This window comes from Bradyrhizobium sp. USDA 3240, from assembly GCF_054063295.1.
In genome coordinates this window covers 4,737,238-4,762,990 of sequence record NZ_JBSSGD010000002.1, presented here as the reverse complement: position 1 = coordinate 4,762,990, position 25,753 = coordinate 4,737,238, and the positions used below count along the sequence as shown (strand labels likewise).

At 63.7% G+C, this 25,753-nt stretch carries 23 protein-coding genes and 1 pseudogene; 16 read left to right on the top strand and 8 right to left on the bottom strand.

The window, feature by feature from the left end:
• Nucleotides 1-43: 43 nt before the first annotated feature.
• Nucleotides 44-718: a response regulator transcription factor gene (locus tag ACVIGA_RS23260; RefSeq protein ID WP_456668116.1), complete on the top strand. Its 675-nt coding sequence runs from the start codon at nucleotides 44-46 to the stop codon at nucleotides 716-718.
• A 5-nt stretch (nucleotides 719-723) separates the two neighbouring features.
• Nucleotides 724-2,079 (top strand): sensor histidine kinase, encoded by a 1,356-nt coding sequence (locus ACVIGA_RS23255; RefSeq protein WP_456670868.1) that lies wholly within the window; start codon nucleotides 724-726, stop codon nucleotides 2,077-2,079.
• Here the strand turns inward: ACVIGA_RS23255 and ACVIGA_RS23250 are convergent.
• Nucleotides 2,076-3,269, bottom strand: coding sequence for a serine hydrolase domain-containing protein (locus ACVIGA_RS23250; protein WP_456668115.1), 1,194 nt, complete (start codon nucleotides 3,267-3,269; stop codon nucleotides 2,076-2,078). The two genes, ACVIGA_RS23255 and ACVIGA_RS23250, sit on opposite strands and share 4 nt — an antisense overlap.
• Before the next feature lie 90 nt (nucleotides 3,270-3,359).
• Nucleotides 3,360-5,000 carry a flavin-containing monooxygenase gene (locus ACVIGA_RS23245; RefSeq protein WP_456668114.1) on the bottom strand — a complete coding sequence of 547 codons (1,641 nt, stop codon included), beginning with the start codon at nucleotides 4,998-5,000 and terminating at the stop codon, nucleotides 3,360-3,362.
• A 299-nt stretch (nucleotides 5,001-5,299) separates the two neighbouring features.
• Between ACVIGA_RS23245 and ACVIGA_RS23240 the strand changes: the two genes are divergently transcribed.
• On the top strand, nucleotides 5,300-6,202 hold the full coding sequence (locus ACVIGA_RS23240) for a helix-turn-helix transcriptional regulator (RefSeq protein ID WP_456668113.1): 903 nt from the start codon (nucleotides 5,300-5,302) through the stop codon (nucleotides 6,200-6,202).
• Between the two features lie 15 nt (nucleotides 6,203-6,217).
• Here ACVIGA_RS23240 and ACVIGA_RS23235 read toward each other — a convergent pair whose 3' ends face one another.
• Both ACVIGA_RS23235 and ACVIGA_RS23230 read right to left on the bottom strand, forming a co-directional pair.
• A complete protein-coding gene (locus ACVIGA_RS23235) occupies nucleotides 6,218-7,252 on the bottom strand; it encodes an aldo/keto reductase (protein WP_456668112.1) in 1,035 nt (344 codons plus the stop codon).
• Between the two features lie 22 nt (nucleotides 7,253-7,274).
• Entirely contained in the window at nucleotides 7,275-8,456 is a 1,182-nt protein-coding gene (locus ACVIGA_RS23230; RefSeq protein WP_456668111.1) for an MFS transporter, read from the bottom strand.
• Nucleotides 8,457-8,557: 101 nt separating this feature from the next.
• Here ACVIGA_RS23230 and ACVIGA_RS23225 point away from each other — a divergent pair, with 101 nt between their 5' ends.
• Together ACVIGA_RS23225 and ACVIGA_RS23220 are read left to right on the top strand one after the other, a co-directional pair.
• On the top strand, nucleotides 8,558-9,514 hold the full coding sequence (locus ACVIGA_RS23225) for a LysR family transcriptional regulator (RefSeq protein WP_456668110.1): 957 nt from the start codon (nucleotides 8,558-8,560) through the stop codon (nucleotides 9,512-9,514).
• Nucleotides 9,515-9,521: 7 nt separating this feature from the next.
• Nucleotides 9,522-10,010: an SRPBCC family protein gene (locus ACVIGA_RS23220; RefSeq protein WP_456668109.1), complete on the top strand. Its 489-nt coding sequence runs from the start codon at nucleotides 9,522-9,524 to the stop codon at nucleotides 10,008-10,010.
• A gap of 19 nt (nucleotides 10,011-10,029) precedes the next feature.
• Here the strand turns inward: ACVIGA_RS23220 and ACVIGA_RS23215 are convergent, their stop codons facing one another.
• Nucleotides 10,030-10,779, bottom strand: a complete 750-nt coding sequence (locus tag ACVIGA_RS23215) for a class I SAM-dependent methyltransferase (protein WP_456668108.1) — start codon at nucleotides 10,777-10,779, stop codon at nucleotides 10,030-10,032.
• 348 nt (nucleotides 10,780-11,127) lie between these two features.
• On the opposite strand from ACVIGA_RS23215, the gene ACVIGA_RS23210 reads away from it, so the two are divergent.
• From ACVIGA_RS23210 to ACVIGA_RS23195, 4 genes are all read left to right on the top strand, one after another.
• On the top strand, nucleotides 11,128-13,503 hold the full coding sequence (locus tag ACVIGA_RS23210) for a glucose/quinate/shikimate family membrane-bound PQQ-dependent dehydrogenase (protein ID WP_456668107.1): 2,376 nt from the start codon (nucleotides 11,128-11,130) through the stop codon (nucleotides 13,501-13,503).
• A 16-nt stretch (nucleotides 13,504-13,519) separates the two neighbouring features.
• The gene (locus ACVIGA_RS23205) at nucleotides 13,520-14,881 is read left to right on the top strand and encodes a carbohydrate porin (RefSeq protein ID WP_456668106.1); all 1,362 of its coding nucleotides are present in this window, start codon (nucleotides 13,520-13,522) and stop codon (nucleotides 14,879-14,881) included.
• A gap of 120 nt (nucleotides 14,882-15,001) precedes the next feature.
• Nucleotides 15,002-16,321 carry an Hsp70 family protein gene (locus tag ACVIGA_RS23200; protein WP_375778045.1) on the top strand — a complete coding sequence of 440 codons (1,320 nt, stop codon included), beginning with the start codon at nucleotides 15,002-15,004 and terminating at the stop codon, nucleotides 16,319-16,321.
• A 138-nt stretch (nucleotides 16,322-16,459) separates the two neighbouring features.
• The gene (locus ACVIGA_RS23195) at nucleotides 16,460-18,049 is read left to right on the top strand and encodes an ABC-F family ATP-binding cassette domain-containing protein (RefSeq protein WP_456668105.1); all 1,590 of its coding nucleotides are present in this window, start codon (nucleotides 16,460-16,462) and stop codon (nucleotides 18,047-18,049) included.
• An 817-nt stretch (nucleotides 18,050-18,866) separates the two neighbouring features.
• On the opposite strand, the gene ACVIGA_RS23190 is transcribed toward ACVIGA_RS23195, so the two are convergent.
• On the bottom strand, nucleotides 18,867-19,046 hold the full coding sequence (locus tag ACVIGA_RS23190) for a DUF1127 domain-containing protein (RefSeq protein WP_223977794.1): 180 nt from the start codon (nucleotides 19,044-19,046) through the stop codon (nucleotides 18,867-18,869).
• 56 nt (nucleotides 19,047-19,102) lie between these two features.
• Nucleotides 19,103-20,518 (bottom strand): MFS transporter, encoded by a 1,416-nt coding sequence (locus ACVIGA_RS23185; RefSeq protein ID WP_456668104.1) that lies wholly within the window; start codon nucleotides 20,516-20,518, stop codon nucleotides 19,103-19,105.
• A gap of 178 nt (nucleotides 20,519-20,696) precedes the next feature.
• Between ACVIGA_RS23185 and ACVIGA_RS23180 the strand changes: the two genes are divergently transcribed.
• Nucleotides 20,697-21,521 carry an ArsR/SmtB family transcription factor gene (locus ACVIGA_RS23180; RefSeq protein WP_456668103.1) on the top strand — a complete coding sequence of 275 codons (825 nt, stop codon included), beginning with the start codon at nucleotides 20,697-20,699 and terminating at the stop codon, nucleotides 21,519-21,521.
• Nucleotides 21,522-21,567: 46 nt separating this feature from the next.
• On the opposite strand, the pseudogene ACVIGA_RS23175 reads toward ACVIGA_RS23180, so the two are convergent.
• Nucleotides 21,568-21,968, bottom strand: a pseudogene (locus ACVIGA_RS23175) (GNAT family N-acetyltransferase).
• Between the two features lie 567 nt (nucleotides 21,969-22,535).
• Between ACVIGA_RS23175 and ACVIGA_RS23170 the strand changes: the two are divergent.
• The 6 genes from ACVIGA_RS23170 (at nucleotide 22,536) to ACVIGA_RS23145 (ending at nucleotide 25,711) form a co-directional block, all read left to right on the top strand.
• The gene (locus ACVIGA_RS23170; protein WP_456668102.1) at nucleotides 22,536-23,024 is read left to right on the top strand and encodes a DUF5681 domain-containing protein; all 489 of its coding nucleotides are present in this window, start codon (nucleotides 22,536-22,538) and stop codon (nucleotides 23,022-23,024) included.
• A complete protein-coding gene (locus tag ACVIGA_RS23165; protein WP_224741267.1) occupies nucleotides 23,021-23,446 on the top strand; it encodes a DUF5681 domain-containing protein in 426 nt (141 codons plus the stop codon). The genes ACVIGA_RS23170 and ACVIGA_RS23165 overlap by 4 nt, the downstream gene beginning before the upstream one ends.
• A gap of 13 nt (nucleotides 23,447-23,459) precedes the next feature.
• Nucleotides 23,460-23,681 (top strand): hypothetical protein, encoded by a 222-nt coding sequence (locus ACVIGA_RS23160; RefSeq protein WP_456668101.1) that lies wholly within the window; start codon nucleotides 23,460-23,462, stop codon nucleotides 23,679-23,681.
• Nucleotides 23,682-23,758: 77 nt separating this feature from the next.
• Entirely contained in the window at nucleotides 23,759-24,379 is a 621-nt protein-coding gene (locus tag ACVIGA_RS23155; protein ID WP_176396321.1) for a hypothetical protein, read from the top strand.
• 455 nt (nucleotides 24,380-24,834) lie between these two features.
• Nucleotides 24,835-25,173, top strand: a complete 339-nt coding sequence (locus ACVIGA_RS23150) for a DUF5681 domain-containing protein (protein WP_176396320.1) — start codon at nucleotides 24,835-24,837, stop codon at nucleotides 25,171-25,173.
• Between the two features lie 76 nt (nucleotides 25,174-25,249).
• Nucleotides 25,250-25,711 (top strand): hypothetical protein, encoded by a 462-nt coding sequence (locus tag ACVIGA_RS23145; protein ID WP_176396319.1) that lies wholly within the window; start codon nucleotides 25,250-25,252, stop codon nucleotides 25,709-25,711.
• Nucleotides 25,712-25,753: the final 42 nt, after the last annotated feature.

The following is a 25,753-nucleotide window of genomic DNA, read 5'->3' as shown; positions in this document are numbered from 1 at the left end:
AGACATAAAGTCGGCAGATCGATGCGGAGGTAGAGACAACGAAATGCGGGTGCTGTTGGTGGAGGACCAGCCGGACATGGTCGCGGCGTTGCGTGCGGCACTCGCTCGCCACGACATGCTGGTCGATCACGCGCCGGATCTTCTGGAAGCCGAGGCGATTGCCGCAGCGGGAAGTTACGACGCGATCGTGCTCGACCGCCAATTGCCTGACGGCGACGGGCTGTCGCTGATTCCGAAGTTGCGCGCGAGCGGCAACACCGTGCCGGTGCTGGTGCTGACCGCGCGCGGTGAGCTGGCGGACCGAATCTCGGGCCTCGACAGCGGTGCGGACGATTATCTCGGCAAGCCGTTTGCGTTCGAGGAGCTGCTGGCTCGGCTACGCGCGCTGCTGCGCCGGCCCGCCAATGTGCAGCAGCATGTCACGCGGATCGGCCGCCTGTCGTTCGACTTCACCCATCGCGAGGCCAGCGTCGACGGACGCCCATTGGAGATGCCGCGTCGCGAGCGGCTGGTGCTCGAAGCGCTGATGCATCGGATGGGACGCATGGTGCAGCGCTCCGCGCTGATGGAGGCGGTCTACGGCCTCGACGACGACGTGCAGCCCAATGCGCTGGACAGTCATGTGTCGCGCTTGCGCCGCAGGCTCACCGAGGCCGACGCCGGCGTCACCATCAACGGCGTTCGTGGCCTCGGCTATATGCTGCGAGAGACACCGTGAGCGTGCTGCGACCGCGATCCCTCACCTGGCGCCTGGTCGGACGCCTCGCGGGTCTGCAGGCCGTTGCGTTGACCCTCCTGATTCTGCTGATCGGGGCCGCCGCGATCGGGCTGCTGTGGGCAGGGCTGCTGATCGGCGAGTACCAAGGCAGCACCCTCGATACGCTGAGGGACGCCATCACACGCGATGAAGCGGGCGGACTGACGCTGCGCCAGACACCGGAATTGGCCGCCCTGCGCGCCGAGCACGCCGATCTCTGGTACATCATCCGCGACGCTGACGGTCACCAGATCTCCGAAGGCACCGTGCCCTCGCAATTCGCACCGATCGCATCGGCCCTCGAGCATGTCAGCGAGGCGGTGCTCAAGTGGAACGACGCCGTGGCCGCGCGTCCCGCTGGACTCGTCAAATCGGTCGACACGTCGGCTGGATCAGTCCAGATCCTGACCGGAACGTACGGCGAGCTCTCGATGTGGCGAGCGCTGCAGATCACACCGCAGCTGTTCCTCAACATGATCCTGCCGATCGTCGTGCTGATGACGCTGGCGACGCTGGTCGCGACCCCTTTCGTGGTGCGCCGGGCAATGAAAGGCCTCGCACTGGTCGCGGCGCAGGCCGAACGCATCGACATCGACCAGCGCGGCGCGCAATTGCCGCTCGACGAGGTGCCGGTCGAGATCACCCCGCTGGTCAAGGCCATCAATGCCGCGCTCGACCGCCTCGACAAGGGATACGAACGCCATCGCCGCTTCCTCGCCGATGCCGCACACGAGCTGCGCACGCCGATCGCTATCCTCTCGACCCGGGTCGCTTCGCTGGAGGCCGGACCGGAGAAGACCCATCTGCTCGAGGACGCGACCCGCCTCAGCGTGATGGCGGGCCAGCTGCTGGACCTGCAGCGGCTCGATCAGCGCGCCGACACGTTCGGCCCTGTCAATCTGGTCGGCATCGCACGGCAGGTCGTGCTCGACCTCGCGCCGCTGGCTTTCGCGGCCGGATATGAAATGTCGTTCGAGCACGATGGCGAGACGGTCATGGTGACCGGCGACCAGACCTCGCTCGAACGGGCCCTCACCAATCTCGTGCAGAACGCCGTCGACCACGGCCAGCGTCGCGGCACGATCCTGGTTCGGGTGACGACAGCCGGCCAGATCGAGGTCAGCGACGACGGCGACGGCATTCCGCCCGACGAACGCGAGCAGATCTTCGAACCGTTCCGCCGGCTGCATCCGGGCGGACGCGGCGCCGGCCTCGGCCTCGATCTGGTGCAGAGCATCATGCGTCTGCACGGCGGCCGGATCGAGGTCGATCAGGCGCCGTCCGGCGGCGCCTGCATGCGCATGGTGTTCCCGCAGGTTTAACCCGCCTTGCGCAGTTTCAGGGCCTCGTAGAACGAGGTCTCGAAATTGATGTAGCCGACGAAGGATGTCGGATCACCAAACGGCAGGATCTGCGTCGCCCAGAATCCGCCGAAGCCGTTCTGGCGATCGATCCAGTAGAACAGGTTGGCGAGGCCGGCCCAGCCGAGCGCGCCGGCGGGGCGGCCGGTCGGCGCCTGCTCGTCATTGATCATGAAGCTGAGCGCCCATGATTTCGACTGGCCGGGGAAGAACTCGGCGTCGTTGGCGAGCGAGGTGATCACGCCGGTAATGGCGGTGACCTTGTTGTTGCCGAGATGGTTCTTCTCCGCCATCCGCACGGTTTCGGCCTTCAGGACCCGGCCATGCTCGCCGGCGCCGTCGTTCAGCCACATCCGGATGAAGCGCATGTAGTCGCCAATGGTGCCGTAGAGCCCGTGGCCGCCCATATGGATCTCCGGATTGGCCGGCAGCTCGAAATCCATCGGCGTGAGCGATCCGTCGGCGTTGCGGGCGTGAATGCCGGCGAGCCGGCGGCGCATCGCATCAGTGAGCTCGAATGCCGTGTCCTGGATTCCGAGCGGCTCGAAGATCCGCGTCTTGAAGACCTCACCGAGCCGACGGCCGGCGATCGACTCGACGATCTGGCCGCACCAATCCAGGTTGGTGCCGTACTCCCATCGCTCGCCGGGATCGAACAGCAGCGGCGTCATCAACGAAGCCTTGGACGCCGTGATCACGCTGGGTTGTCCCTTCTCCTGCGCGAGGCGATTATAGGTGTGATTGATGAAGTCGTAGCCCAGACCTGCGCTGTGGACCATCAGCATGCGCGTGGTGATGTCGCGCTTCGGTGCACGCAGCCGCGGCTCGCCGCTGTCGTCAAAGCCTTCGATAACCCTGAGCTTGCCCAGGTCGGGCGCATAGGTCTTGGCCGGCGCGTCGAGATCGAGCTTGCCCTCCTCGACGAGTTGCAGGACCGCCGTCCCGGTGATCGCCTTGGTAGTCGAGAAGATGGCGAACACGCTGTCGGTCGTCATGTCCGCGGCCTGGTCGAGGCGGCGCTTGCCGGCCGCGCCTTCGTAGATGTTGCGATGGCGGTCGGTCACCATGGCAACGACGCCGGGAACGCGCGGGTTGGATGTCACGACGCCGTCGAGAATCGCATCTGCTGCCGCACCAAAGTTCATGCTCATTGTCGTCCTCCCATATTCTGCTTTGTGATGTGATCGATCGTGGGCGGCGGCGCGGTCAGCGAAGACCGCAGCGCCGTATCGCGTCAGCCGCTACTGCACGGCAAAGCCCTGATAGCCGCTCGCGGCGACCTCGTCGCATTTCTGGCGATAGGTGCCGACGCCGCCGCAATAGGACAGCACCCGGCGCGGCTTGCCCGCGACATTCGAGCCGAGGTACCAGGAGTTGGTCTTGGCGATCAGCGTCGCGTTGGCGGTCTCGTCGTGATGCGCCACCCACTGATCCTCGGTATCCCTGGTCGGCTCGATGACGTTGAGGTTCTTGCCGCGCAGATATTTGATGCAATCGGCGATCCACTCGACCTGCTGCTGCAGACAGGTCGTCATGTTGCAAAGTGCGGCCGAGGGCGCGAGCGGCACCGCCGTCGTGAACAGGTTCGGATAGCCATGGACCTGCAAGCCCATCGTGGTGCGGATGTCCCTGCCCCAATCGTCCTTCAGCGATCGCCCATCGCGACCGCGGATGTCGATGCGCGTCAACGCCCCCGTTCCGGCGTCGAAGCCGGTGGCGAGAATGATGACGTCGAACGCGTGGACCGTGCCGTCGGCGGTCTGGATGCCGTCAGACGTGATGCGGGCGATCGGATTGCTCTTGACGCTGACGATCTCGACATTGGGCCGGTGGAAGGCCTCGAGGAAATTGCTCTCCAGCGGCACCCGGTGCGTACCGAAACCGTAATCCGACGGAATCAGCTGTTCGCACAGCTTGGGATCCTTGATCCGCTCGCGCATCTTTTCGCGCACGAATTCGGTGATCTCGGCGTTGATGGCTTCGTCGAAGAACAATTCGGCGAACGACGAAACCCACAATTTGAGCGATCCGTCATTCCAGCAATCCTCGATCACCTGGCGTCGCTGCTGCGGCGTCAGGTCGGCCCAGACGTGCTCGAAGTCGAACTCGAATCCGGTGAACGTCTTCGGCAGCCGCTCGGTCAGGAACTTGAACTTCGACTTGTAGGCCTCGGCATCCGTCGCATCCCATTTCGGGTTCTTCATCGGGATGATGTATTGCGGGGTACGGATGAAGACCTTGAGATGGCCGACCTCGCCGGCGATCGACTGGATCACCTGGATTCCGGTCGCGCCGTTGCCGACCACGCCGACGCGTTTGCCGGCGAGCTCGATCGGTCCCTTCGGCCAGCGCGCGGTGTGGAACAGCTCGCCCTTGAAGGTCTCCTGTCCCGGGAAGGACACGTGCGGCGCCGAGAGCATGCCACAGCAGGTGACCAGGAACTGGGCGTCGATCACCTCGCCCTTGTCCGTCGTCACCAGCCAGCGCTGCGTCGCCTCGTTGAAGTGCGCGCTCTTGACCGTGGTACCGAACTGGATGTCCTTCCTGAGGTCGAGGCGGTCGGCGACGTAGTTCAGCCAGCGCTCGATCTCGGGCTGGCCGGGGAACCGCTCGCTCCAGCTCCAGCCTTTGTAGAGTTCCTCGGAGAACAAATACTGATAGGTGTGGCCTTCGGAATCGAAGCGCGCGCCGGGATAACGGTTCCAGTACCAGGTGCCGCCGACGCTTGACCCGGCATCGATCGCCTTCACGCTCAGTCCCTGTTCGCGCAGGCGGAACAGTTGGTAAAGACCGGCGACGCCGGCCCCGACGACCACGGCGTCGAGCTTGGTCGTTGCACGCGCACCATTGCTTCCATTCGACCTTGTGACGGTCTCGGTCATCGTTTCCTCCCGTTGTCTTGCTTCGCACGCGCTCATACCCGCCGTGTCGCCGGGCGATGGTGCGTTGCGTCAATTGGGTCTCGGCCGCTCGCGCCGTCGCCGAGACGCAGAGCAGGCTACGGGTCGTGCGGCCGAGCGGCTTGGATGAAACCGACAATCTCTGGAACGCGGCCGTGCAATCGAGCCGTCGGCCGTTGGTCGCCTTGGCAAACCGCGAAAGCGGCCTATCCTGCGCTCAGACGTCCAGCCAAGAACAAGCGGTCAACCGCGCCACGGATTCCATGGAGGAGGCTCGCGCGATGGGCCAATTGATCACGGTCGAGGAGCTGCCGCGCTATGCGCCCGGCGAGCTGAAGCTGGACAGCGCCTCAGTCGGGAGGAGCGACTTCCGGCTGCGGATCTTCCGCTATCAGCCGTCGGATATCTGGGTTCCCCCGTCGGAAAACTTCCTGCTCGTGCTCTATCGCGACGGCGTGACGTCGATGAACCGTCGCGTCACCGGTGCGTGGAAGCAGGATCACGTCGGTCGCGGCGTCACGTCGCTGCTGACCCGCGCCGAGCCATCAAGCTGGCACTGGAAGAACGATATCGAGGTCACCCATTTCTATATCGCTCCAGCGCTCATGATGAAGACCGCGAGCGATGCCTTCGACCGCGACGCCGAGGCGATCGAACTTCACGATCTGCTCAAGGCCGAAGACCCGATGCTGACCTGGATCAACGACCAGATGGTCCAGGAGGTTGCCGCAGGCGGTCCGGGCGGACGCCTCTGCTACGACGCGCTGGCGCTTCAGGCCAGCGTGCACATCCTGCGGAAATATGCCGCGATCGAATTCAAGATGCCGTGCGCGCAGGGACGCTTTCGCCCTGCGCATGCGCGGCTGATCGAGGACTATATCGAGCAGAACATCTTCCGGAACATCACGCTGGAGGAACTGGCGAACATCTGCAATTGCACGCCGATCCAGTTCGCCCGCAAGTTCCGTGTGCATTACGGCACGCGGCCGCATGCCTATGTCCTGCGGCGCAAGGTGGAGCACGCGTGCCAACATCTGCGCAAGGACCGCGTTGCGCTGAAGGAGATCGCGCTGCTGAGCGGCTTTGCCGATCAGAGCCACCTCAATCGCGTCTTCCGCCAGCACATGAACGTCACGCCGGCGGAATATCGCCGGCAAGTCTGCGAGCATTCCGCGCAGGCGTGAGACCGGCAGGCCGGCTCACACCGGCGGCGGGTTCAGCCGCGCAAAACCGGCCTGGATTCGGTAAGGGTAGTACGGATAGGCCGGCATCACCGCGCTTGCCTTGTCGAGACGCGCGATCTGGTCTGTCGAGAGCGACCATCCGACTGCGCCGAGATTGTCGCGAAGCTGCGCCTCGTCGCGGGCGCCGATGATCACTGACGAGACACTCGGCCGTGCCAGCAGCCACGCAATCGCAACCTGCGGCACGCTGCGGCCGGTCTCGGCAGCCACGGCGTCCAGCGCGTCGACGATCGCGTAGAGCTTCTCGTCATCGACCGCCGGCCCGAACCGCGCGGTCTCGTGCAAACGGCTGGTTTTCGGCAATGGTTGCCCGCGCCTGATCTTGCCGGTGAGCCGGCCCCAGCCGAGCGGGCTCCAGACCAGCGCGCCGACGCCCTGGTCGAGCGCGAGCGGCATCAGCTCGGATTCATAGTCGCGGCCGACCAGCGAGTAGTAGAGCTGGTGGGCCACGTAACGCGGCCAGCCGTGCCGCTCGGCGATGCCAAGCGATTTCATCAGGTGCCAGCCGGAGAAATTCGAAGCGCCGACATAGCGCAGCTTGCCGGCGCGCACCAGCGCATCGAGCGTCGACAGCACCTCATCGATCGGCGTGAAGGCGTCGAAGGCATGAAGCTGCAACAGGTCGATATAGTCGGTGTTGAGCCGCTTCAGCGCGGCGTCGACCGAAGCGACGAGGCGGTAGCGCGACGTGCCGGCGTCGAGCGGGCCGTCACCCATCGGCAGGCCGGTCTTGGTCGAGATCAACACCTTGTCGCGGCGGCCCTTGATCGCGGCGCCGAGGATCTCCTCCGACGCACCGTTCGAATAGACATCGGCGGTGTCGAACAAATTGACGCCGGCCTCGAGGCAGATGTCGATCAGCCGTCGCGCCTCGCCGGCGTCGCTGCGGCCCCAGGCCGAGAACAAAGGTCCCTGGCCGCCGAAGGTGCCGGTGCCGAAGCTGAGCACCGGGACCTTCAGGCCGGACGCACCGAGATTGCGATATTCCATGGTCATACTCCTTTGATCCGGTTCATTCGGCCGGGCACTGCGTGGCGAGGGCGACCGGCCGGTCGAGGCGCAGGCTCCACAGCGCGAGCAACAGCCCGACCGCGGTGATGACGGCGGCAACCAGCGGCAGCGCGCCGAGACCGAAGCCACGATCGATGGTGACGCCGCCGGCCCAGGCGCCGAGCGCGTTGCCGAGATTGAAGGCCGCGATGTTCAGGCTGGACGCCAGCGTGCGCCCTTCAAAACCGGCGGCTTCGAGCACGCGAAGCTGCAGCGGCGCGACGGTCGCGAACGCGGCGATGCCGAGCACGAACAACAGTGCGACCGCCAAGGCCTTGATCGAGATCACTGCCGCCAGCGTGACGAGGACGGCCGCGAGGCCACCGAGCGACACCAGCAACGCACGCGCGAGCCCCTTGTCCGCGAGCCGTCCGCCCGCGACGTTGCCGATCGCTAGTCCAGCGCCGAACACCAGCAGGATCGGCGACACTGCGGCGTCGGAAAATCCGGTGAGCCGCGTCAGGATCGGCTGCACATAGGTGAAGACCGCGAACAGCCCGCCGAAGCCGAACACCGTCATGGCAAGCCCGAGCAGGACCTGCGGGCGACCGAGCACGGCGAGCTCCTCGCGCAGCGGCGCGGGCTTGTCGTTGGCGCCGACATGGCCGGGGACCAGCGCGGCCAGCACGACGAAGGCGACCACGCCGATCACCGCCACCGCCCAGAACGCCGCGCGCCAGCCGAGCATCAGGCCGAACCAGGCGCCGAAGGGAACGCCGAGCAAGGTCGCGACCGTCAGGCCGATGAACATCGTGGCGATCGCCGATGCGCGCTTATCCTCGGGCACGAGGCTGGTCGCGACCACCGAGCCGACGCCGAAGAAGGTGCCGTGCGCCAGCGACGTCAGGATGCGCGCCGCCATCAGCAACTCGTAGTTCGGCGCCAGCGCGCAGGCTGCATTGCCGAGCGTGAAGATCGCCATCAGCGCCAGCAGCACCGCCTTGCGCGGCATCCGCCGCGTCGCCAGCGTCAGGATCGGCGCGCCGACGAACACGCCGAGCGCGTAGCCGGAGATCAACAGTCCCGCCGCGGACACGGATACCTGCATGTCGGCGGCGACCTGCAGCAACAGCCCCATGATGAGGAACTCGGTGGTGCCGATGCCAAAGGCACCGGCGGTCAAGGCAAGGACTGCGAGAGGCATGTGTCGCTCCGGAGGGTAGGGATTCCGCAATGCGACATAGCGGTCCGGACCGAGAAGGATTAGAATGGCCGCAATCCAATCATTTGTGACGTGAATTCAAGATGTCCCGTACCGACACCAACCGCTCCGGCGAGATGGACGTGTTCGTCCGCGTCGTCGATCTCGGCGGCTTCACCGCGGCGGCGAACAGCCTGCGCCAGACGCCGTCCGGCGTCAGCAAGCTGGTCTCCCGGCTCGAGACCCGGCTCGGCACCCGGCTGGTCAACCGCACCACCCGTAAGCTGCAACTGACCGAGGAAGGCCAGACCTTCTATCAGCGCGCCCAGCGCATCCTCGCCGACATCGACGAGGCCGAACGCGAGGCCGCCTCGTGCGTGCCGCGCGGCCATCTCACCGTGAACAGCAACATCCCGTTCGGCATGCTGCATGTAATGCCGCTGCTGCCGCGCTTCATGCGCGAACATCCCGACATCACGCTCGACATCGTGCTGACCGACACGCTGGTCGATCTGATGCAGGCGCGCGCCGACGTCGCGATCCGCGTCGGCCCGCTCGGCGCCTCGCGGCTGATCGCGCGCAAGCTCGGCACGAGCCGCATGGTGGTGGTCGCCGCACCCTCCTATCTCGCGCGCTACGGCACGCCGAAGACACCGGCCGATCTTGCTACCCATCGCGGCATCGGCTGGACTTTTCCGCGCAGCATCCGCGGCTGGCCGTTTCGCCGCGCTGAAAAAATCGAAGAGGCGCTGCCGCCGCCGGTCGCCCGCGTCAGCGACGGCGAAGCCGCGCGCCAGCTCACGCTCGGCGGCATCGGCCTCGGACGGCTGGCGCTGTTCCACATCGGTCCCGACATCGAGGCCGGACGCTTGGTGCCGGTGCTACAAAATCTCAATCCCGGCGATCGCGAGGACATCCACGCGGTCTATGTCGGCCATGCCGGCCCGCTGCCGGCGCGGGTTCGCGCCTTCATCGACTTTCTCGCGCAACACATCCGCATCGGCGATCCGGCGCTGCGGCGTGGCGGGGACGGGAAATGGAAGGTCGTAAGTGACAAGTGAGCATTTGATGACGAACGAAACCTCGGTCTTGCAGATCGTTACCGAGTCGATCTGCATTGCCGCGGAGCCAAGGCATGTCTGGGACGCGATCATCGACCCCAAAGCGGGCGAGACATGGCGCAACGCGCATTTCAACACCGATTGGCAGATCGGCGCACCGATCGAGATCGAGGCGGAGATCGGCGCGAAGCGCTATCGTGACAAGGGCCGCGTCATCCATGTCGAACCGCCGTCACGGCTCGCATATTCCTATTGGTCGCAGGTCTCCGGCATGCCGGATGTTCCGCAATCCTATGCAACAATCACGATGACGCTCGCGGCCGAGGGCGGCGAGACGTTGCTGACCGTCACCCAGCAAGTGCCGCCATCGCCGATCCGCCGCGGACAGGGATGGGAAATCGGCACCGACTCCGGCGCCAAGCATGTCGCGTTCTACTGGCGCATGGCGCTGCCGCGCCTGAAGCAGGCAGTCGAGCAAGGACACGCCGCGCAATAGCGAGGTCTCGAAAAATGCTCTATGCCCGCTTCAGCAAGGAGAGCTGCGTGACATAAGGAAACACCACCTCGTCGGCATCACCGAGGCCGGCCTCACGCAGGATGGCGTCGGTCCTGTCGCGAATACTCGCCTTTTCCGCATCGGGAAGATTGGCGACATAGCTCGTCGACACGACGCGCTCATAGACGCCCTGGCGCGCCATCCGGTGCGGATGGTCCTGCACGATTTCCTTCTCGAGCAGGAAGCGAGGATCCTGCAAGATCCAGCGCCAGTGCCCGGACCGTTGCCGGGGTGTGTCTCCCGCGTATTTCTCAATCATGACCGACAACGCGTCGACCCACGGCGCGCGGTCGTCCCTGTTGTTCCAGACCAGCGCCAGCATACCGCCGGGACGCAGCAGACGCGCGATCTCGGCGACCGACGGCTCGTTGTCGAACCAGTGGAACGCCTGCGCGCAGGTCACGAGATCAACGCTGCCGGTTTCGAGGGCGATCGCATCGGCGCGGGTGTTGATGACCTCGATCCCTGCTTCGTTCGCGAGTTTCGCCGACATCTCGGCGACCGGCTCGATCGCGACCAGCCGCGCCGTCCCGGACAAATGCGGACGCAGCAGGCGGGTGAACTTGCCGGTTCCGGCTCCGAGATCGACGACACAGCGCGCAGCTTGCAGCGGCAGCGCGGCGACGATCTCCGCCGGATAGCTGGGCCGGCCCGCCTCATAGGCAGCGACCGCGACGCGATAATTCCTGGCCGTCGGGTTCAATGTCATTCGCGCTTCTCCTGCGAGCCGGGCATCTGCGATGAAACGTGCGGAACGGTATAAAGCAGCGCTGGCGCAGAACTGGAAGAGCACGTCGAGTCAAGATTCGCTGAGCACCCGTCACCTCTGCGTCAGTGCCACGCGCCTGGCGTTGCTCCTTGTTGAACAAGGTGCACGCGGTTTGAATGATCTTGCTGCGCCAGGAATCGATGGCGCCACTTTGCACGCTTGTGTTGCATCATCGCCGCGGTTCCCGGTTGCAAGTTCCTGTTGATTGAACCACAGTTCTTGAAAGCGGACGCGGTCTGTTGCGCTTGCGCAGGACAAGCCCGGTGCCTCTTCCGCACTGGTGCAGCCATGCCGCGATCCAGGGCCGTCTTTGTCACGGGTGTCGTCTACGCCTTGATTGGTCTGGTCCTCGCGGGCGGCGGCATCTGGCTCGCCGCACTGGGTGGCTCAATCTCCTACATTGTGATCGGCGTCGGCATTCTCGCCACGGCTGCGCTGTTGCTGGCGCAGCACCGTTCTGCGCTCTGGCTGTTTGCGATCGTGCTGGTCGGCACGCTGGCCTGGGCCGTCTACGAGGTGCAATTCGACTGGTGGCCGCTCGCGGCGCGCGGCGACATCATCTTCCCGATGGCGCTCTGGCTGCTGACACCGGTGATGGTTCGCGGGCTGCTGCGAAATGAGCCCGTGTCCTACGCGCGCGCCACCGCGCCACTCTGGGTCGGCGTCGTGGCGGCTGCGGCTGTTCTCGTGGTCGGGTTGCTGTCCAGCTATCACGACATCAACGGCACGATCGCCGAAGCCGGGCCTGCTGTGCAACAGAGCGAAGCCGATCCGCAACCGGATGGCGATTGGCGCGCCTATGGACGCACGCAATTCGGACAGCGCTATTCGCCTCTGAAGCAGATCACATCAGACAATGTCGGCAAGCTCAAGGTCGCCTGGACCTTCCGCACCGGCGACGTGAAGACACCGGAGGATTCCGGCGAGACCACCTTCGAGGTCACCCCGATCAAGGTGCGCGACACGCTCTATCTCTGCTCGCAGCATCAGGTGCTGTTCGCGCTCGACGCCACGACCGGCACCGAGCGCTGGCGATACGACCCCAAGCTCGTGCACAACAAGACGTTCCAGCACATGACCTGCCGCGGGGTCTCCTATCACGAGACCGCGGCAGGTGCCGTCGACATCAGCAACAACCCGGCCCCGGCTGAATGCTCGCGCCGGATCTTCCTGCCGGTCAATGACGGCCGCATGATCGCGCTCGATGCCGACAGCGGCAAACTCTGCGATGGCTTTGCCGATCACGGCGTCCTCGACCTGCAGCAAGGGATGGGGATCAAGACCGCAGGCTTCTTCGAGCCGACCTCGCCGCCTGTCGTCAGCGACAGGATCCTGGTCGTCGCTGCCGCGGTGATCGACAATTATGCCGTCGAAGTGCCGTCGGGCGTGATCCGCGGCTTCGATGTCTACACCGGCAAACTGGTCTGGGCCTGGGACTCCGCCGCGGCCGACGAGAACGCGCTGCCGTCGCCGACGCGGCATTACACCAACGGGTCACCGAATTCCTGGATCACGGCCTCGTTCGATCCGAAATTGAATCTGGTCTACATCCCGACCGGCAATAACGGACCCGACATCTGGGGCGGCAATCGCGACGCGCTGGTCGAGCGCTATTCCAGTTCCATCGTCGCGCTTGATGTCGACACCGGCAAGCGCGTCTGGTCGTACCAGACCGTGCATCACGATCTCTGGGACATGGACATTCCATCGCAACCGAGCCTGGTCGATGTGACGACGGCCAAGGGCATCGTTCCCGCAATCATCCAGCCGACCAAGGTGGGCAACATCTTCGTGCTCGACCGCAGGACCGGCGAATTGATCGTGCCGGCGCCGGAACGTGCGGTGCCGCAGGGCCCTGCGCCCGGCGACCGCTCCGCACCGACCCAGCCGTTTTCCGAGCTGACGTTCCGGCCGGAGGCCAAGCTGACCGGCGCCGACATGTGGGGCGGCACGATCTTCGACCAGCTGCTGTGCCGGATCATGTTCCACCGACTGCGCTACGATGGCACGTTCACGCCGCCGTCGTTGCAGGGCACGCTGGTCTTCCCAGGCAATCTCGGCATGTTCGAATGGGGCGGCATCGCGATTGATCCTGTGCGGCAGATCGCGATCGCCAATCCGATGTCGTTGCCGTTCGCGTCACGGCTGATTCCGCGCGGTCCGCAAAATCCTCCGGCGCCCACCGCCGAGAAGCCGGTCGGCAGCGAGGTCGGGACACAGCCGATGTACGGCACGCCGTTCGGGGTGGATATTTCGAGCTTCCTCTCGCCGCTCTCCGTGCCGTGCTACCGGCCGCCATGGGGCTCGATGGCCGCGATCGATCTCAGGACGATGAAGATCGTCTGGCAGCATCCCAACGGCACGATCCGGGACACCACGCCGCTGCCGCTTCCGTTCAAGATGGGCGTGCCGATGCTGGGCGGGCCGATTACAACCGCCGGCGGCGTCGCGTTCTACACCGGCACCTATGAGTACACGATCCGCGCCTATGACGTGCGCGACGGCAAGGTGCTGTGGGAAGATCGCCTGCCTGCCGGCGCGCAATCGACGCCGATGAGCTACGAGGCCGGCGGCAAGCAATACGTCGTCACCGCGGCCGGCGGCCATGGCTCGTTCGGCACCAAGCGCGGCGACTACGTCATCGCCTACGCCTTGAAGGATTGAACGCGGGAGCGTCGTCATGCTTGCGTCCGGCGACCGAACGAAGCATCCGACGGCGTTCTGTCTCTGGCTGGGTCTCGCGGCGATGTCGGTCTGCGCAGGCGGTGAGCTCGCACATGCCGCCGATCTGACGGCTCAAGGCGCGACGACCAATCCGATGCCGGCACCGGTCCCCTGGCTGCTCGGCGATTGGGACGGCGCGCGAACCCGGCTGTTGAATGCCGGCATCGATTTTCAGTTCGGCTACACTAGCGAGCTTGCCGGCAACGCAACGGGCGGTCAGCGCCAGCAGGTCGCCTACACCGATCAATGGACCTTCGGGACCACGTTCGACCTTGCGAAGCTGGGCGTCGTGCCCGGCGGCACGATCCAGGTCACATGGACCGACCGCAACGGCAGCAATCTGAGCGATGACGCGCGCCTCGGCACGCTACAGCAGGTGCAGGAGCTGTTCGGCCGCGGCCAGACGCTGCGGCTCACGCAGTTCTGGTACGATCAGAAGTTCATCGACGGCCTGGTCGACTGGAAGATCGGACGCATCACCTTCGGCGAAGACTTCGCTTCCTTCGCATGCGACTTCCAGAACCTGACCTTCTGCGGCGCGCAGCCCGGCAACCTCGTCGGCAACTACATCTACAACTGGCCCGTCAGCCAATGGGCGACGCGGCTGAAGTTCAACCTGCAAGGCTTCGGCTATTTTCAGTTCGGCGTCTATGACGCCAATCCCAATTATCTGAAGGTGTCGCAGTCGGCGCTTCCGGTGTTCTATTCGGGATCCACCGGCCTTCTCATCCCGGCCGAGATCGCCTGGCTGCCGAAGTTCGGCAATCTGCAGGGCAGCTACAAGTTCGGCGGCTGGTACGATACGTCGAATGCCCCCGACGTGGTCACCGACATCAACGGCAACCCGGCCGTGCTCAGCGGGCAACCGTTGCTGCAGAGCCGCGGACGGTACGGCGGCTATGTCAGCTTCGTTCAGCAGGTGATCCGCCCGTCGCAAGCGAGCTCCGCGGGCATGCTCAGCCTGTTCTTCAACGCGACCATGGCCGACCGCCGGACGGCCACCACGGATTATCAGATCGCCGGCGGCCTGACCTATACCGGGCCATTCCAGTTGCGACTCGAGGACGATATCGGATTTGCGGTCGGCACCACCCACGTCAACAGCCGCATCGCCTGGTCGGAAGAACTACAGAACCTGGCCGGCCTCGGTCCCGTCGCCATCCAGGGCAATGAATACGTCATGGAACTCTACTACACCTACCGGCCGCTCGCCGGCCTGCAAGTGCGACCGAACGTCCAGTACGTGATCGACCCCGGCGGCACCAGCAGGAACGCCAACCCATTGGTGTTCGGCCTGAAGACGGTTGCGAATTTCTGACACGCGCATGACGCCCGTGTCACTCCGCGGATCGTGAACTTTGTGACGTTCAGACGGGTTGGCAAACCCGGCCAAAGCCGCTAAAGGTCCGGCCCCTTTCACAGACACTCCGAGCATGACATGTCGAGCGCCCCGCGCGCCGTCTCGATTGGCGTCGATTTTGGCACCAGCAACACCGTGGTCGCGCTGTCCGATGGCGACGGCCGCGTCGAGGCTGTTCGATTCGACCATGGCGGCCGCACGCATAGCGTCTATGTCTCCGCGCTGTGCTTCTGGGAGGACCGGCCCGGCGCCGGGCTGCATCCGCGCGCCGAAGGCGGCCCGTGGGCGATCGAGCAGTTCCTCGAGGGGCGCACGATCCATCGCTTTATCCAGTCGTTCAAGACCTTCGCGGCAAGCTCGGCGTTCAACACCACCCAGATCTTCCGGCAGCGCTACAAGTTCGAGGATCTGCTCGCAGCATTCCTGCGCACGCTGACGCGCCATGCGGGCGAAGGCTTCGACTTGGGCGCACCGACCATCATGGTCGGCCGCCCGGTGAAATTTGCCGGCGGCAATCCCAATGACGAGCTCGCCATGCAGCGCTACCGGGCCGCGTTCGAGCGGCTCGGCGCCGGGCACGCGCGCTATGTCTACGAGCCTGTCGGCGCCGCGTTCTCCTTCGCGCGCAGCCTCGATCACGATGCGACCGTGCTGGTCGCCGATTTCGGCGGCGGCACCAGCGACTTTTCCGTGATGCGCTTCTCGCGCAAGGGCGGTGTGCTGCGCGCCGAGCCGCTGGGACATTCCGGCATCGGCATCGCCGGCGACACCTTCGACTATCGCATCGTCGACCACATCGTGTCGCCGCGGCTCGGCAAGGGCACCAACTACCGCTCGTTCGACAAGGTGCTGCCGATCCCCAATCACTATTATTCGAGCCTCGCGCGCTGGCATCAGCTCGCAATGATGCGAGGCAATGGCGATTTGCGCGAATTGCAGCAGCTCGCGCGCACCGCAATCGATCCGGCGCCGCTGCACGATTTCATCACCATCGTCGACCACGATCTCGGCTTCGCGCTGTATCGCGCCGTGTCGGATACCAAGGTCGCGCTGTCGAGCCGCGACCGGGTCGAGTTCCGCTTTGCCCGGCAAGGCATCGATATCGGCGCGACCGTGACGCGCGACGATTTCGAATCCTGGATCGCCGACGACATCGAGCGGCTCGGTGCGACGGTGGATGAGGCGCTGGCAAAATCAGGCATCACCGCGCGCGACGTGGAGAAGGTGTTTTTGACCGGCGGCACCTCGTTCGTGCCGGCGGTGCAGCGCCTGTTCGCCGAGCGTTTCGGCGAAGCGCGGCTGACCTCGGCGGATCAATTCGAATCGATCGCCTATGGTCTCGCCTTGATCGGCCACACGCCGGATCCGGACCGGTGGACCTTCGCCGAAGCCGCGTGACGGCTCGCCTCGCGCCTTGATCCCGGCCCAATGCGCGGCTACATCACTTCAACCATCAACTCGAGAGGATGCCGACAGCCATGGATTTGATCCGGACCGCAACGCCCATCAGCCTTGCCCACCGGGATATCCATCGCCATGCCTGCATCGATCACGCTCGCCCATCTGACCCTGTCCGCGCCTGACGGCCGGGTTCTCCTCTCCAATATCGACCTCAGTTTCGGACCCGAACGGACCGGCCTTGTCGGCAGGAACGGCGTCGGCAAGACGACGCTGCTCGGCCTGATCGCGGGCGTCCGCGCGCCGCACTCCGGCACGGTCGCGGTTCAGGGTCGCGTTGCGATGCTGCATCAGGCGGTTCAGGTGCGGCCGGACCAATGCGTCATCGATCTGTTCGGCGCGCGGCAGGCGCTGGCCACGTTGCGCCGCGCCGAGCAGGGCGTTGCGAGCCCTGAAGAGCTTGCGGATATCGACTGGACGCTCGATACGCGCATCGTGTCGGCGCTCACGCGCGTCGGACTGAACGACGTGCTCGACGCGCCGCTGGCGACGCTGTCCGGCGGACAGGCCACCAGGGCGCGCCTTGCCGCACTGAGCTTTGCGCAACCCGACTTTCTGCTGCTGGATGAACCCACCAACAATCTCGATCGCGCGGGACGTCAGGCGGTGATCGACCTGCTCACCGACTGGCGGCATGGCGCCATCATCGTCAGCCACGACCGCGAGCTGCTGGAGGCCATGGATGCGATCGTCGAGCTGACCTCGCTGGAAGCCCGACGCTACGGCGGCAATTGGAGCCAGTACCGTGCGCGCAAGGCTGTCGAGCTGTCGGCAGCACGACACGATCTGGCCGACGCCGAGAAGCGCGTCGCCGAGATCGACCGCAAGGCACGGGAAACCTCCGAACGGCAGGCGCGCAAGGACGGCGCCGGCGCGAGGAAGCGCGCCAAGGGCGATCTGCCACGGATCGCCGCCGGGCTGCGCAAGGATCGCAGCGAGGACACCGGCGGCGAGAACGCCCGCCTCGCCGAGCGGCGGCGGACGCAAGCGCTCGAACTGGCCACCGCGGCGCGCCAGCGCATCGAGGTGCTGCAACCGTTCTCGGTGCAGCTCCCGTCGACCAATCTGCCGGCGAGCCGGATGGTGCTGCGGATCGAAGCCGCCGATGCCGGCTACAACGCGGAGGCGCCGATCCTGCGCGATCTTACCTTCTCCATGTCGGGACCGGAGCGTGTCGCGATCACGGGCCCCAACGGCGCCGGCAAGACCACGCTGCTCAAGCTCGTCAGCGGCGATCTGATCGCAGCGCGCGGCACTGTCGAGGTGATGACCCGCTTTGCGATGTTCGATCAGGCGGTCAGCCTGCTCGATGCGACTGCTTCGATCCTGGATAACTTCCGGCGCATCAATCCGGATGCGAGCGAGAACGCCCGTCGCGCCGCGCTGGCGCGTTTCATGTTTCGCGCCGATGCGGCCTTGCAGAGCGTCGCGAGCCTGAGCGGCGGCCAGTTGCTCCGCGCCGGCCTCGCCTGCGTTCTCGGCGGCGTGAGCCCGCCGCCACTTCTGATCCTCGACGAGCCGACCAACCATCTCGACATCGAATCAATGGAAGCGGTGGAGGCCGGACTGCGCGCCTATGACGGCGCGCTGCTGGTGGTGAGCCACGATGAGACCTTTCTCGAAGCCATCGCCATCACCCGCAGGTTGGATCTCGCTGAGTGGAGGTGAAGGCTGGTCAGAAAGTGAACAGCCGAGCACGCGTCGCCTTGGGGTAGGTCGTAAGGCGCGGTGCTCGGCTGTCAGGCCGCGCGGCGGTGCGGCCATTCCGCCAACCTCGCTCGTCCCCACGAGCGAGGCCGTCGGAGCTGAATCTCGCCGGTTGCTAAATCCGAGCCGTCGAATGGAGTGCGTTTCTCCAGAGGGCAAATGCGACGAAGCCTGCCAGCAGCAAAAAGCCGCCACCGGCCGCGAGCAAGAAATGCGCGAACGTCATCTTGGAAATCCCAAATTGAGAAGCATCCTGCGGCGCGACACGCACCGCAGCCTGGCAATCAATGCACTTCACAAATTGATTTGCCCCGCCGGCCGCCGCCGGACAGCCCGAAAGGTGGCTGGCACTGTGCTCTGCCCACCCTTCGATTCCAGAGAGGTCGTCAAGCCACTCGGCTGTTGCCTCTCATCGTGCGGTTCGTCACGCCGCTCAAGTGTCACGAGGATAGTCGATAAAACTTTATCGACAATCGAAACGAAGAATTAAGGTTACCGACACGGGGTCGGACGCGGCTCCGTCAAAATATCGAAAACAACCCCATGCAAAGTAGCCGGCAGCGCTCCGGCCTGAGCGGCGGTCAATCGGAACAACGTCCTGCGGACGAAGGTGCGGGCGGCATAGCCGGGAACCCACGGTCCGAGCTACTAGACCGGGCGCGCATTCATAAATTTCGCCATATCTGCGGCGATACCGGATCGCGACTTCTCCGCGCGCTCCCGTCCATCTCGAAAGAAGTTGGCTGGTACCCCCTCGCCAGGAGGCAGCGGGTGCTATTCAAGCCCGCCAGAAGGGTTTCGCGACTTCCAGAGCGATGTCGCTCCAGGAAAGCCCGACATCATGCAAGTCACGGTCGGTCCATTGCGCCAATTCGCGGCGCCGCCGAACCCGGTCGCGCCAAGTGTGCAGGGTGTCGCTGACTTGCTTCACAAGACCCCAACCATGATGATTTGTCATCGACGCCCTGGTCTTCGGTCTCCGGACACCACACGGACTCGACCTGCACCTCCCCTTCATCGCCCCTGCTCTGCCCGACCCTGCACGATCGCGATCGCACCGGCGAGCAGCACAGCGGCCGATATCACGAGCGAGGCATGCGCGCCTGCCATGAACGCGTTGTTGCCTCCGACCAGCGAACCGAACAGGGCAACGCCAAGCACGCTGCCGGTCTGCCGCGTCGCGTTCAATACACCGGCGGCGATGCCGGATCGCGATTTCTCGACACTGCCGAGCAGCGTCGAGGTCAAGGACGGCACGAGCAGCCCGAGCCCCCCGCCTAGGATGACGAGCTGAGCGCCGATCGCCCAGTAGCTGGCACCTGAGGCCATAGGCAGCAGCGCAACGCAGCCCGCGGCGGTGATCATACAAGCCAGCGCGATGGCTTGCGGCGCGCCAAGACGCTCGCTGACCGATGCGGCGATCAGGTTGGCGGGGAGCACCATCGCCATCATGGGTACGAAGGCGAGGCCCGTTGCGAACGGCGACCAGCCATTGACGTTCTGGAAGTAGAGACTGAGCACGAAGATCAGGCCGTAGAAGGCGATGTTGAAGAGAAGCCCGACCAGAGCGGTCAGCGCGAACATGCGATGGCGGAACAGCGACAGCGGCAGCATTGGTTGCAGCGCGCGTGCCTCGCGCCATACGAACAGGAGTCCGATTACGGCCGCCCCGGCGAAGCCCGCGATGACGAGCGGATGGCTCCAGCCGAGCACGCCGCCCTCTATCAGGGCGCCGGCCAGCGTGCCGAGGGTTGCAATCGCCGCGATCTGTCCCGGCAGATCAATCTCGCGCTGCGCGAGCCGCGGCGTCTCCTCGGCGTAACGCCAGGCCAGCCAGAGGCCGGCAGCGCCAATCGGCAAGTTGACAAGAAAGATCGCGCGCCAGCTGACCAGCGCGATCAGCGCGCCGCCAACCAGCGGCCCCGCAGTCAGTGCGACGCTCGCACCTGCGGCCCAGAAGCCGACCGCGCGGCCGCGCGCCTTCGGATCGGTATAGGCGTGATTGAGCAGCGTCAGCGAGTTCGGCACCAGGATCGCCGCCGCCAGGCCCTGCACGGAGCGACCAGCGATCAGGAACATCGCCGACGGAGCCAATGCGCAGGCGAGCGAAGCCAACGTGAAGATTGCGAAGCCCCCTATGAATATCCATTTGGCGCCAACGCGATCACCGAGCGCACCAGCGGTCAAGATGAAGGCGGCGAATGCGATGGTATAGGCGGTCACCACCCATTGCAGTTCGGCCACGCTGCCGCCGAGCGAGGTGCTGATGCTGCTCAGCGCGGTATTGACGATGGTGATGTCCAGCTGCACGACGCCGAGGCCGAGGCTCGTGGCGGCAAGCGCCAGCGCCGCGGCGAGAGGCGAACGGGATGGCGTGTTGTCGGAGCCGGCTTGTTCCGGCTGCCTTGTGTTGAGCGAAGTTGCTTGCATTGATCACACTCGGTTGCCTGTGGGATTTTGATGGCTCAGACCAACCCCTTTTGCGATTGTCATTCGATGCCAATCGAATACTCGGAGCCGCGAGACGCTCTTTCGTCCCGTCGCGGCGATGCCTTTCGCTGGGGCTTGGTGTTGTCCAGACAACCTATGTCTCGCGATTGCACCGGTCTTGCAGAAACACTACGGTCTTGACCGAAGTATTCGTGCTTGGCGCTGCGTCCTCGTCGGCGTAAAACAAGACATGGACACGGGACCCAAGATCGCCCAAGTCGCTGCACTCATCGGCGATCCGGCGCGCGCCAACATGCTCAGCGCACTGATGGATGGTCGAACATTGACTGCCTCGGAGCTTGCCTATGTGTCTGGCGTGGCGCCGCAGACAGCGAGTGGCCATCTTGCGAAACTCAGCGACGCCGGACTGCTTGCGCTCGCAAAGCGGGGCAGACGACGATATTTTCGCCTGGCCTCTCCGCACGTCGCGCGCGTGCTGGAAGGTCTCATGGTCGTGGCCCAGGAAGGGCCCGCCCGGCGCGATCTCTGGCGCGGCGGAGAGACGCTCCGACACGCGCGCACGTGCTATGACCACATGGCCGGCCGCGTCGCCGTCGCGATCGCCGACCGGCTTGTCCAACAGTCGTTTATTCTGCTCGACGAGGATGGCGGACAACTGACCGATGCCGGTCGGTCATTCTTCGATGAGTTCGGCGTTGATCTTCACCTCGCCTCCAGGCGCCGAGTGTTCTGTCGCCCCTGTCTCGACTGGAGCGAGCGCCGGCCGCATCTGGCCGGGGCGCTCGGCGCTGCCATCCTCCATCACGCTCTCGAGCACGATTGGGTTGAGCATGTCCGGGATAGCCGCGCGCTCGTCGTGACGCCTGCTGGCGTTAGAGGACTTGCCACAACGTTCGGCATCGAGGGCGCCCCCTCGAGGGACGGCCGCGAAGGGCAGGTTGCATCACTGTCCAGAGGCCGGGTAGCGATTTTCTCGGGTTGAGTCAGCTCCAACGCGTCCAATACCCGGAGGAAGTTCAGGTCGCGCTTCACGCATCTCCACGCGGCGGCCGATAGCGGTAGACGAGATCATGCGGATCGTCCCTCGGCGCTGACGGATCGAGCATGCCGCCCAATCGCTTGCCACCGCGGCGGACATCGCATTGTCTGGCGACATGTAGCTGACCCGCGAAGACAGCCTCAGCGTCGCAAAGGCCCAGGCGCGCAAGGCCAGCGCTGTGAGCTCGATCATCAGCGCGCCATGGCCAAACAAGCGCCAGCACGCCAGGTCGTGGCAAAACATCCGCCACGCCGCACGCACATCGAACGGACCGCCCATGCCGACGGAGCGCGGCGAGGCGAGGAACGCGAGGTAAGCGGGGAAGTCGTCAACGACCTGCGGACGAAGCGTCAGGCGAGCGGTCGAGATCGTTGGAATGTCAGGGGGCATTGGCCCTACGCTTCTCGGAAGCTTCGGGAGACACCCTTCACCCTGGTCTAAAAGGGTGGCGGTGGAGGTAGTCATCTGCGAACCGGTCTCAGCCAAAAATTCCCTGATATCAGGGAATTTACTGGGAAGATTCCCCTCCGGCCGGTCTATCTGCTGATCCTGATAAGCGATTGCCGCACAGATTCAGGCAGATGGGCAGAAGGCTCCGAAGATCCGGAGCAGGGAAATTTGCGCGCACGAGCAGGGAAATTGTCTCGCAGATATAGGCAATGTTCGTCTCCGACTTGAAAGTGCGGACCTATCAGTCTACATGTCTGTTGCCTGAGATGGGTGATTGAGTGAGCGGCATGGGTCGCTAAATTCTCCCCATTGCGACAGAGAGCCGGCATGGGCCGGAGCTGATCTTAAGGTACCTCGACGCTGCATGGGCAGATTGCGCGGTTTCGGTTGATTCCCGGGGCCGCTTTTTTGTGCGCGCGAGGCGACGGAGCCGACCGTCCTAGCCTCACCGGCAGCTTCAACCGCAAGCGAACCCTATGGAGATTGATGAAGCGCGGGAGAGCGATCATGGCAGATTCAGGCGATTACGAGGTCGGCTACGGGCGGCCTCCAAAATCAAGCCGGTTTAGAAAGGGTAAGTCGGGCAATCCGGGAGGCCGCCGAAAGAGAAGGGGTCCAATCAAAATCGATCCACTCGAGATTTTGGACGAGGTGTTTTCGGTCCAGAGAGGCGGTCAGACCGGGCAAATGTCAGCGAAGGAGATTGAGTTAAGGCGCATCCTAAAGAGGGCAGTTCAGGACAAGCATTTTCCATCAGTCGCTCATCTTCTCGCGTTGTTCGATAAGCATGCATGCACTGAACGGCCTCAGACAAGCGGAGTAGTCACCCTTCCGACCAACAGCATGCCCCATCGAATGGCTTCTTTAATTCTTGAGAAATTTCGGATCCCGCCGAACGATTGGAGAAAACAGCATATCTCCTGGGGGCGAAAGCAGTACGAGATGACAATGACAGACCACGAACGCGAATATGAAGCAGGAGGAATTCTCCCATGAGCGAGCGTAACGAGGTTGGAAGAGGTCGACCGCCTATAGGAAGGCAGTTTGGACACGGGCAGCGCCGCGCCCAGGGGCGTCCAAAGGGGGCAAGAGGTGAGAAGGCGATAGCGCACGATATTGCCAGGGAGATTCATCGCTTCCAGCGAAACGGACGCGAGGAGCAAATAACGACTTACGAGCTGCTCTTGATGACGATGCGCGACCTTGCGATGGAGGGTAATCTCAGAGCCGTAAAATGGTTGGACGATTGTCGCGCTCGCCTGAATCCTAACGGCGAAGAGGGAAGCTTGCTGCTGGTCCCGGAAGTCATGGAGCCTGAGGCCTGGATAAGACGCACTATGTTCGAAAACAGGTTCAAAACTAACCCAGAACTCTGGGACGATCCGCTATTAAGATCGGTTACTCCTCGCGAACAATAGGCGGAGAGCGGCGATGAAATCTGATCCGGATCTTTACGGGCTGTTCGGCGCTGAGACCGAGTTTAGCACCTGGGAACAGCGCACAAAGCAGGGATTACTTCCCACTCGCGAGCAATTGAAGGCCATTCTGCGCGCCAACGCCTGGTTAGTGTCGCTGGCGTGCGACAAGGCCAAGGAGCACGGCTATCCGCATGAACTGTGGATTCTTGTAGTTGACCAGCGCAGCGTTCTCTGAGCCAAATCGCGGTCAAACCCACCTTTTGCCAGTCGCGAGGGCTCTGAGCGCGACTGCGAGGAAGCAGAGCTAAAGCCATGTCTCCTTTAGAAGCAATCAGCCGCTGGCTGGAATCACAGGACTTAGACACTCAACTTGAGGTCGCTGCATACGTGACATTCTCGATCTTTAGGAAGAGTGACGTTCTCACGCTTGGCGGGCCGGAGGAGCTCGACACTCTTCAGCGTTGGTTGACCGAACCAGAGTTGGATCCAAGGGCCGCCGCAGGTCGTGCTCTGACCTTCCGGCTCGCCTTCGAGTACTTTGCCGAGGGCAGAATCAGAGGGGGTGGATGGAAACAAACCGAAGAACTAGAGCGTAAGAATCTGGAACAAGCTAAGCGCGACGGAAAGCTTGCGGCTGCGCGCAAGGCGCAAAGAAAGCTTCAACTGTTGCCAACCCGAAAAGAGCACTGGTATCGTGTTGCGAAATCCTGGAATGAATTGGCGGCGACTTATCTAACACGCGAGGCTCTCGCTCTCGGATCTTTGCCGAGATGCGACCTGAAGGCCATTTCAAATAGTCACTGTCTTCCATTGGTGCCTACGGTCGAGGCTTCGGATGCGGCCTTGGTTCCGATAGTGCCCGCTACAGCTGTTGAAGAAGGCGAAGAAGGGAGGAACGAAGTGCTCTTCTCACAAAAGAGTGGACAGAGTTAAGCTGCTTATACCTCGGTCGGCAAGGAACTTGGTCTGCGCGATGCGTTTGCGGTGGACGGCCCATTGCACGATCGTTGAACCTGTTGGCGTCGATGCCGCTCCTCGTTTCGCCAACCGCAAAACAGGAATCCGACATCAGCCCATAGGTTCCACGATGCAGGTTTCATGAAATCGATCCTCTAGTAGGAAGGATGGCTTCGCCGGATTGATTTCCGTCACCTGGAGATTAATCCCGCGCGAAGGTTGCGTGGACGCCGGGCTTGGTGGCAAATCGGGTGCGGTCGTCGCGATGGCCTGGATAACAGCATGCCCCATCGAATGGCGCTTTTGATTCTCACGAAATTTCAGATCCCTCCGAAGGATTGGAAAAAACGACACATCGCCTGGGGACGCAAGCAATACGCGGCGACAATGACAGACCGGGAATGCGAATATGAAGCAGCAGGAATTCTCCCATGAGCGATAGTGACAAGGTGGGGCGGTGTCGGCCGCCCAAGGAAAGCCAATTTGGACGTGGACAGCGCCGCGCTTCAGGCCGTCCTAAGGGCGCAAGGGGCGAGAACGCGATCGTCCAGGATATTGCCACGGAGCTTCATCGGGTCCAGCTAAACGGTCGCGAGGTGGAGAAAACAACTGCTGAGCTGCTGCTAATTTCGATGCGCGACCTTGCGATGGAGGGTAACCTCAAGGCGGTAAAATGGTTGAACGAATATCGTGCCCGTCTAGACCCCGGAAGATATGCCGCCCGAGGCCTGGATAGAAAGGGAGCTGTTCGAAAACAGGTTCAGAACTGACCCAGAACTCTGGGACGATCCGCTATTAAGACCGGTTAGTCCTGGACAATAGGCGCGAAGATCACAGAGAGCGGCGATGAAATCTGATCCCGATCTTTACGGGCTGTTCGGCGCTGAGACCGAGTTTAGTACCTGGGAACAGCGTACTAAGCAGGGAATACTACCCACTCGCGAGCAACTGAAAGCCATTCTGCTCGCAAACGCGGGCCAACAATTTCCGGATTGGCTGCTCGGAGTAGTCATCATAGGGATTGAGGGCCGGCTCAAGGGCACTCGCGGGCGACGGAAGGAGAACGCGCTCTTGAAAAGCCGATGGACGCTCGCCGTGGCAAAATATGAATATTTGCTGCCATGGCTCCAACGGCGGGAAAAACGCTGCGGACTCCAGGGTTGGAGCGTGTTGCGCGGGAAGCATTGGTGGACGGGACCCCCGCATGAACGAGCGGCCCGCATCGTTATTGCTCAGCTCAATCTGAGCATAGACTGGCGCGCGTTTCTCAATCGAATCTCTTCAGATAAATCTGCCGATTTGTTGTGAATGTTGGGTGCTAATCGCTCCGCTAGACCTCCTTGATCCAGG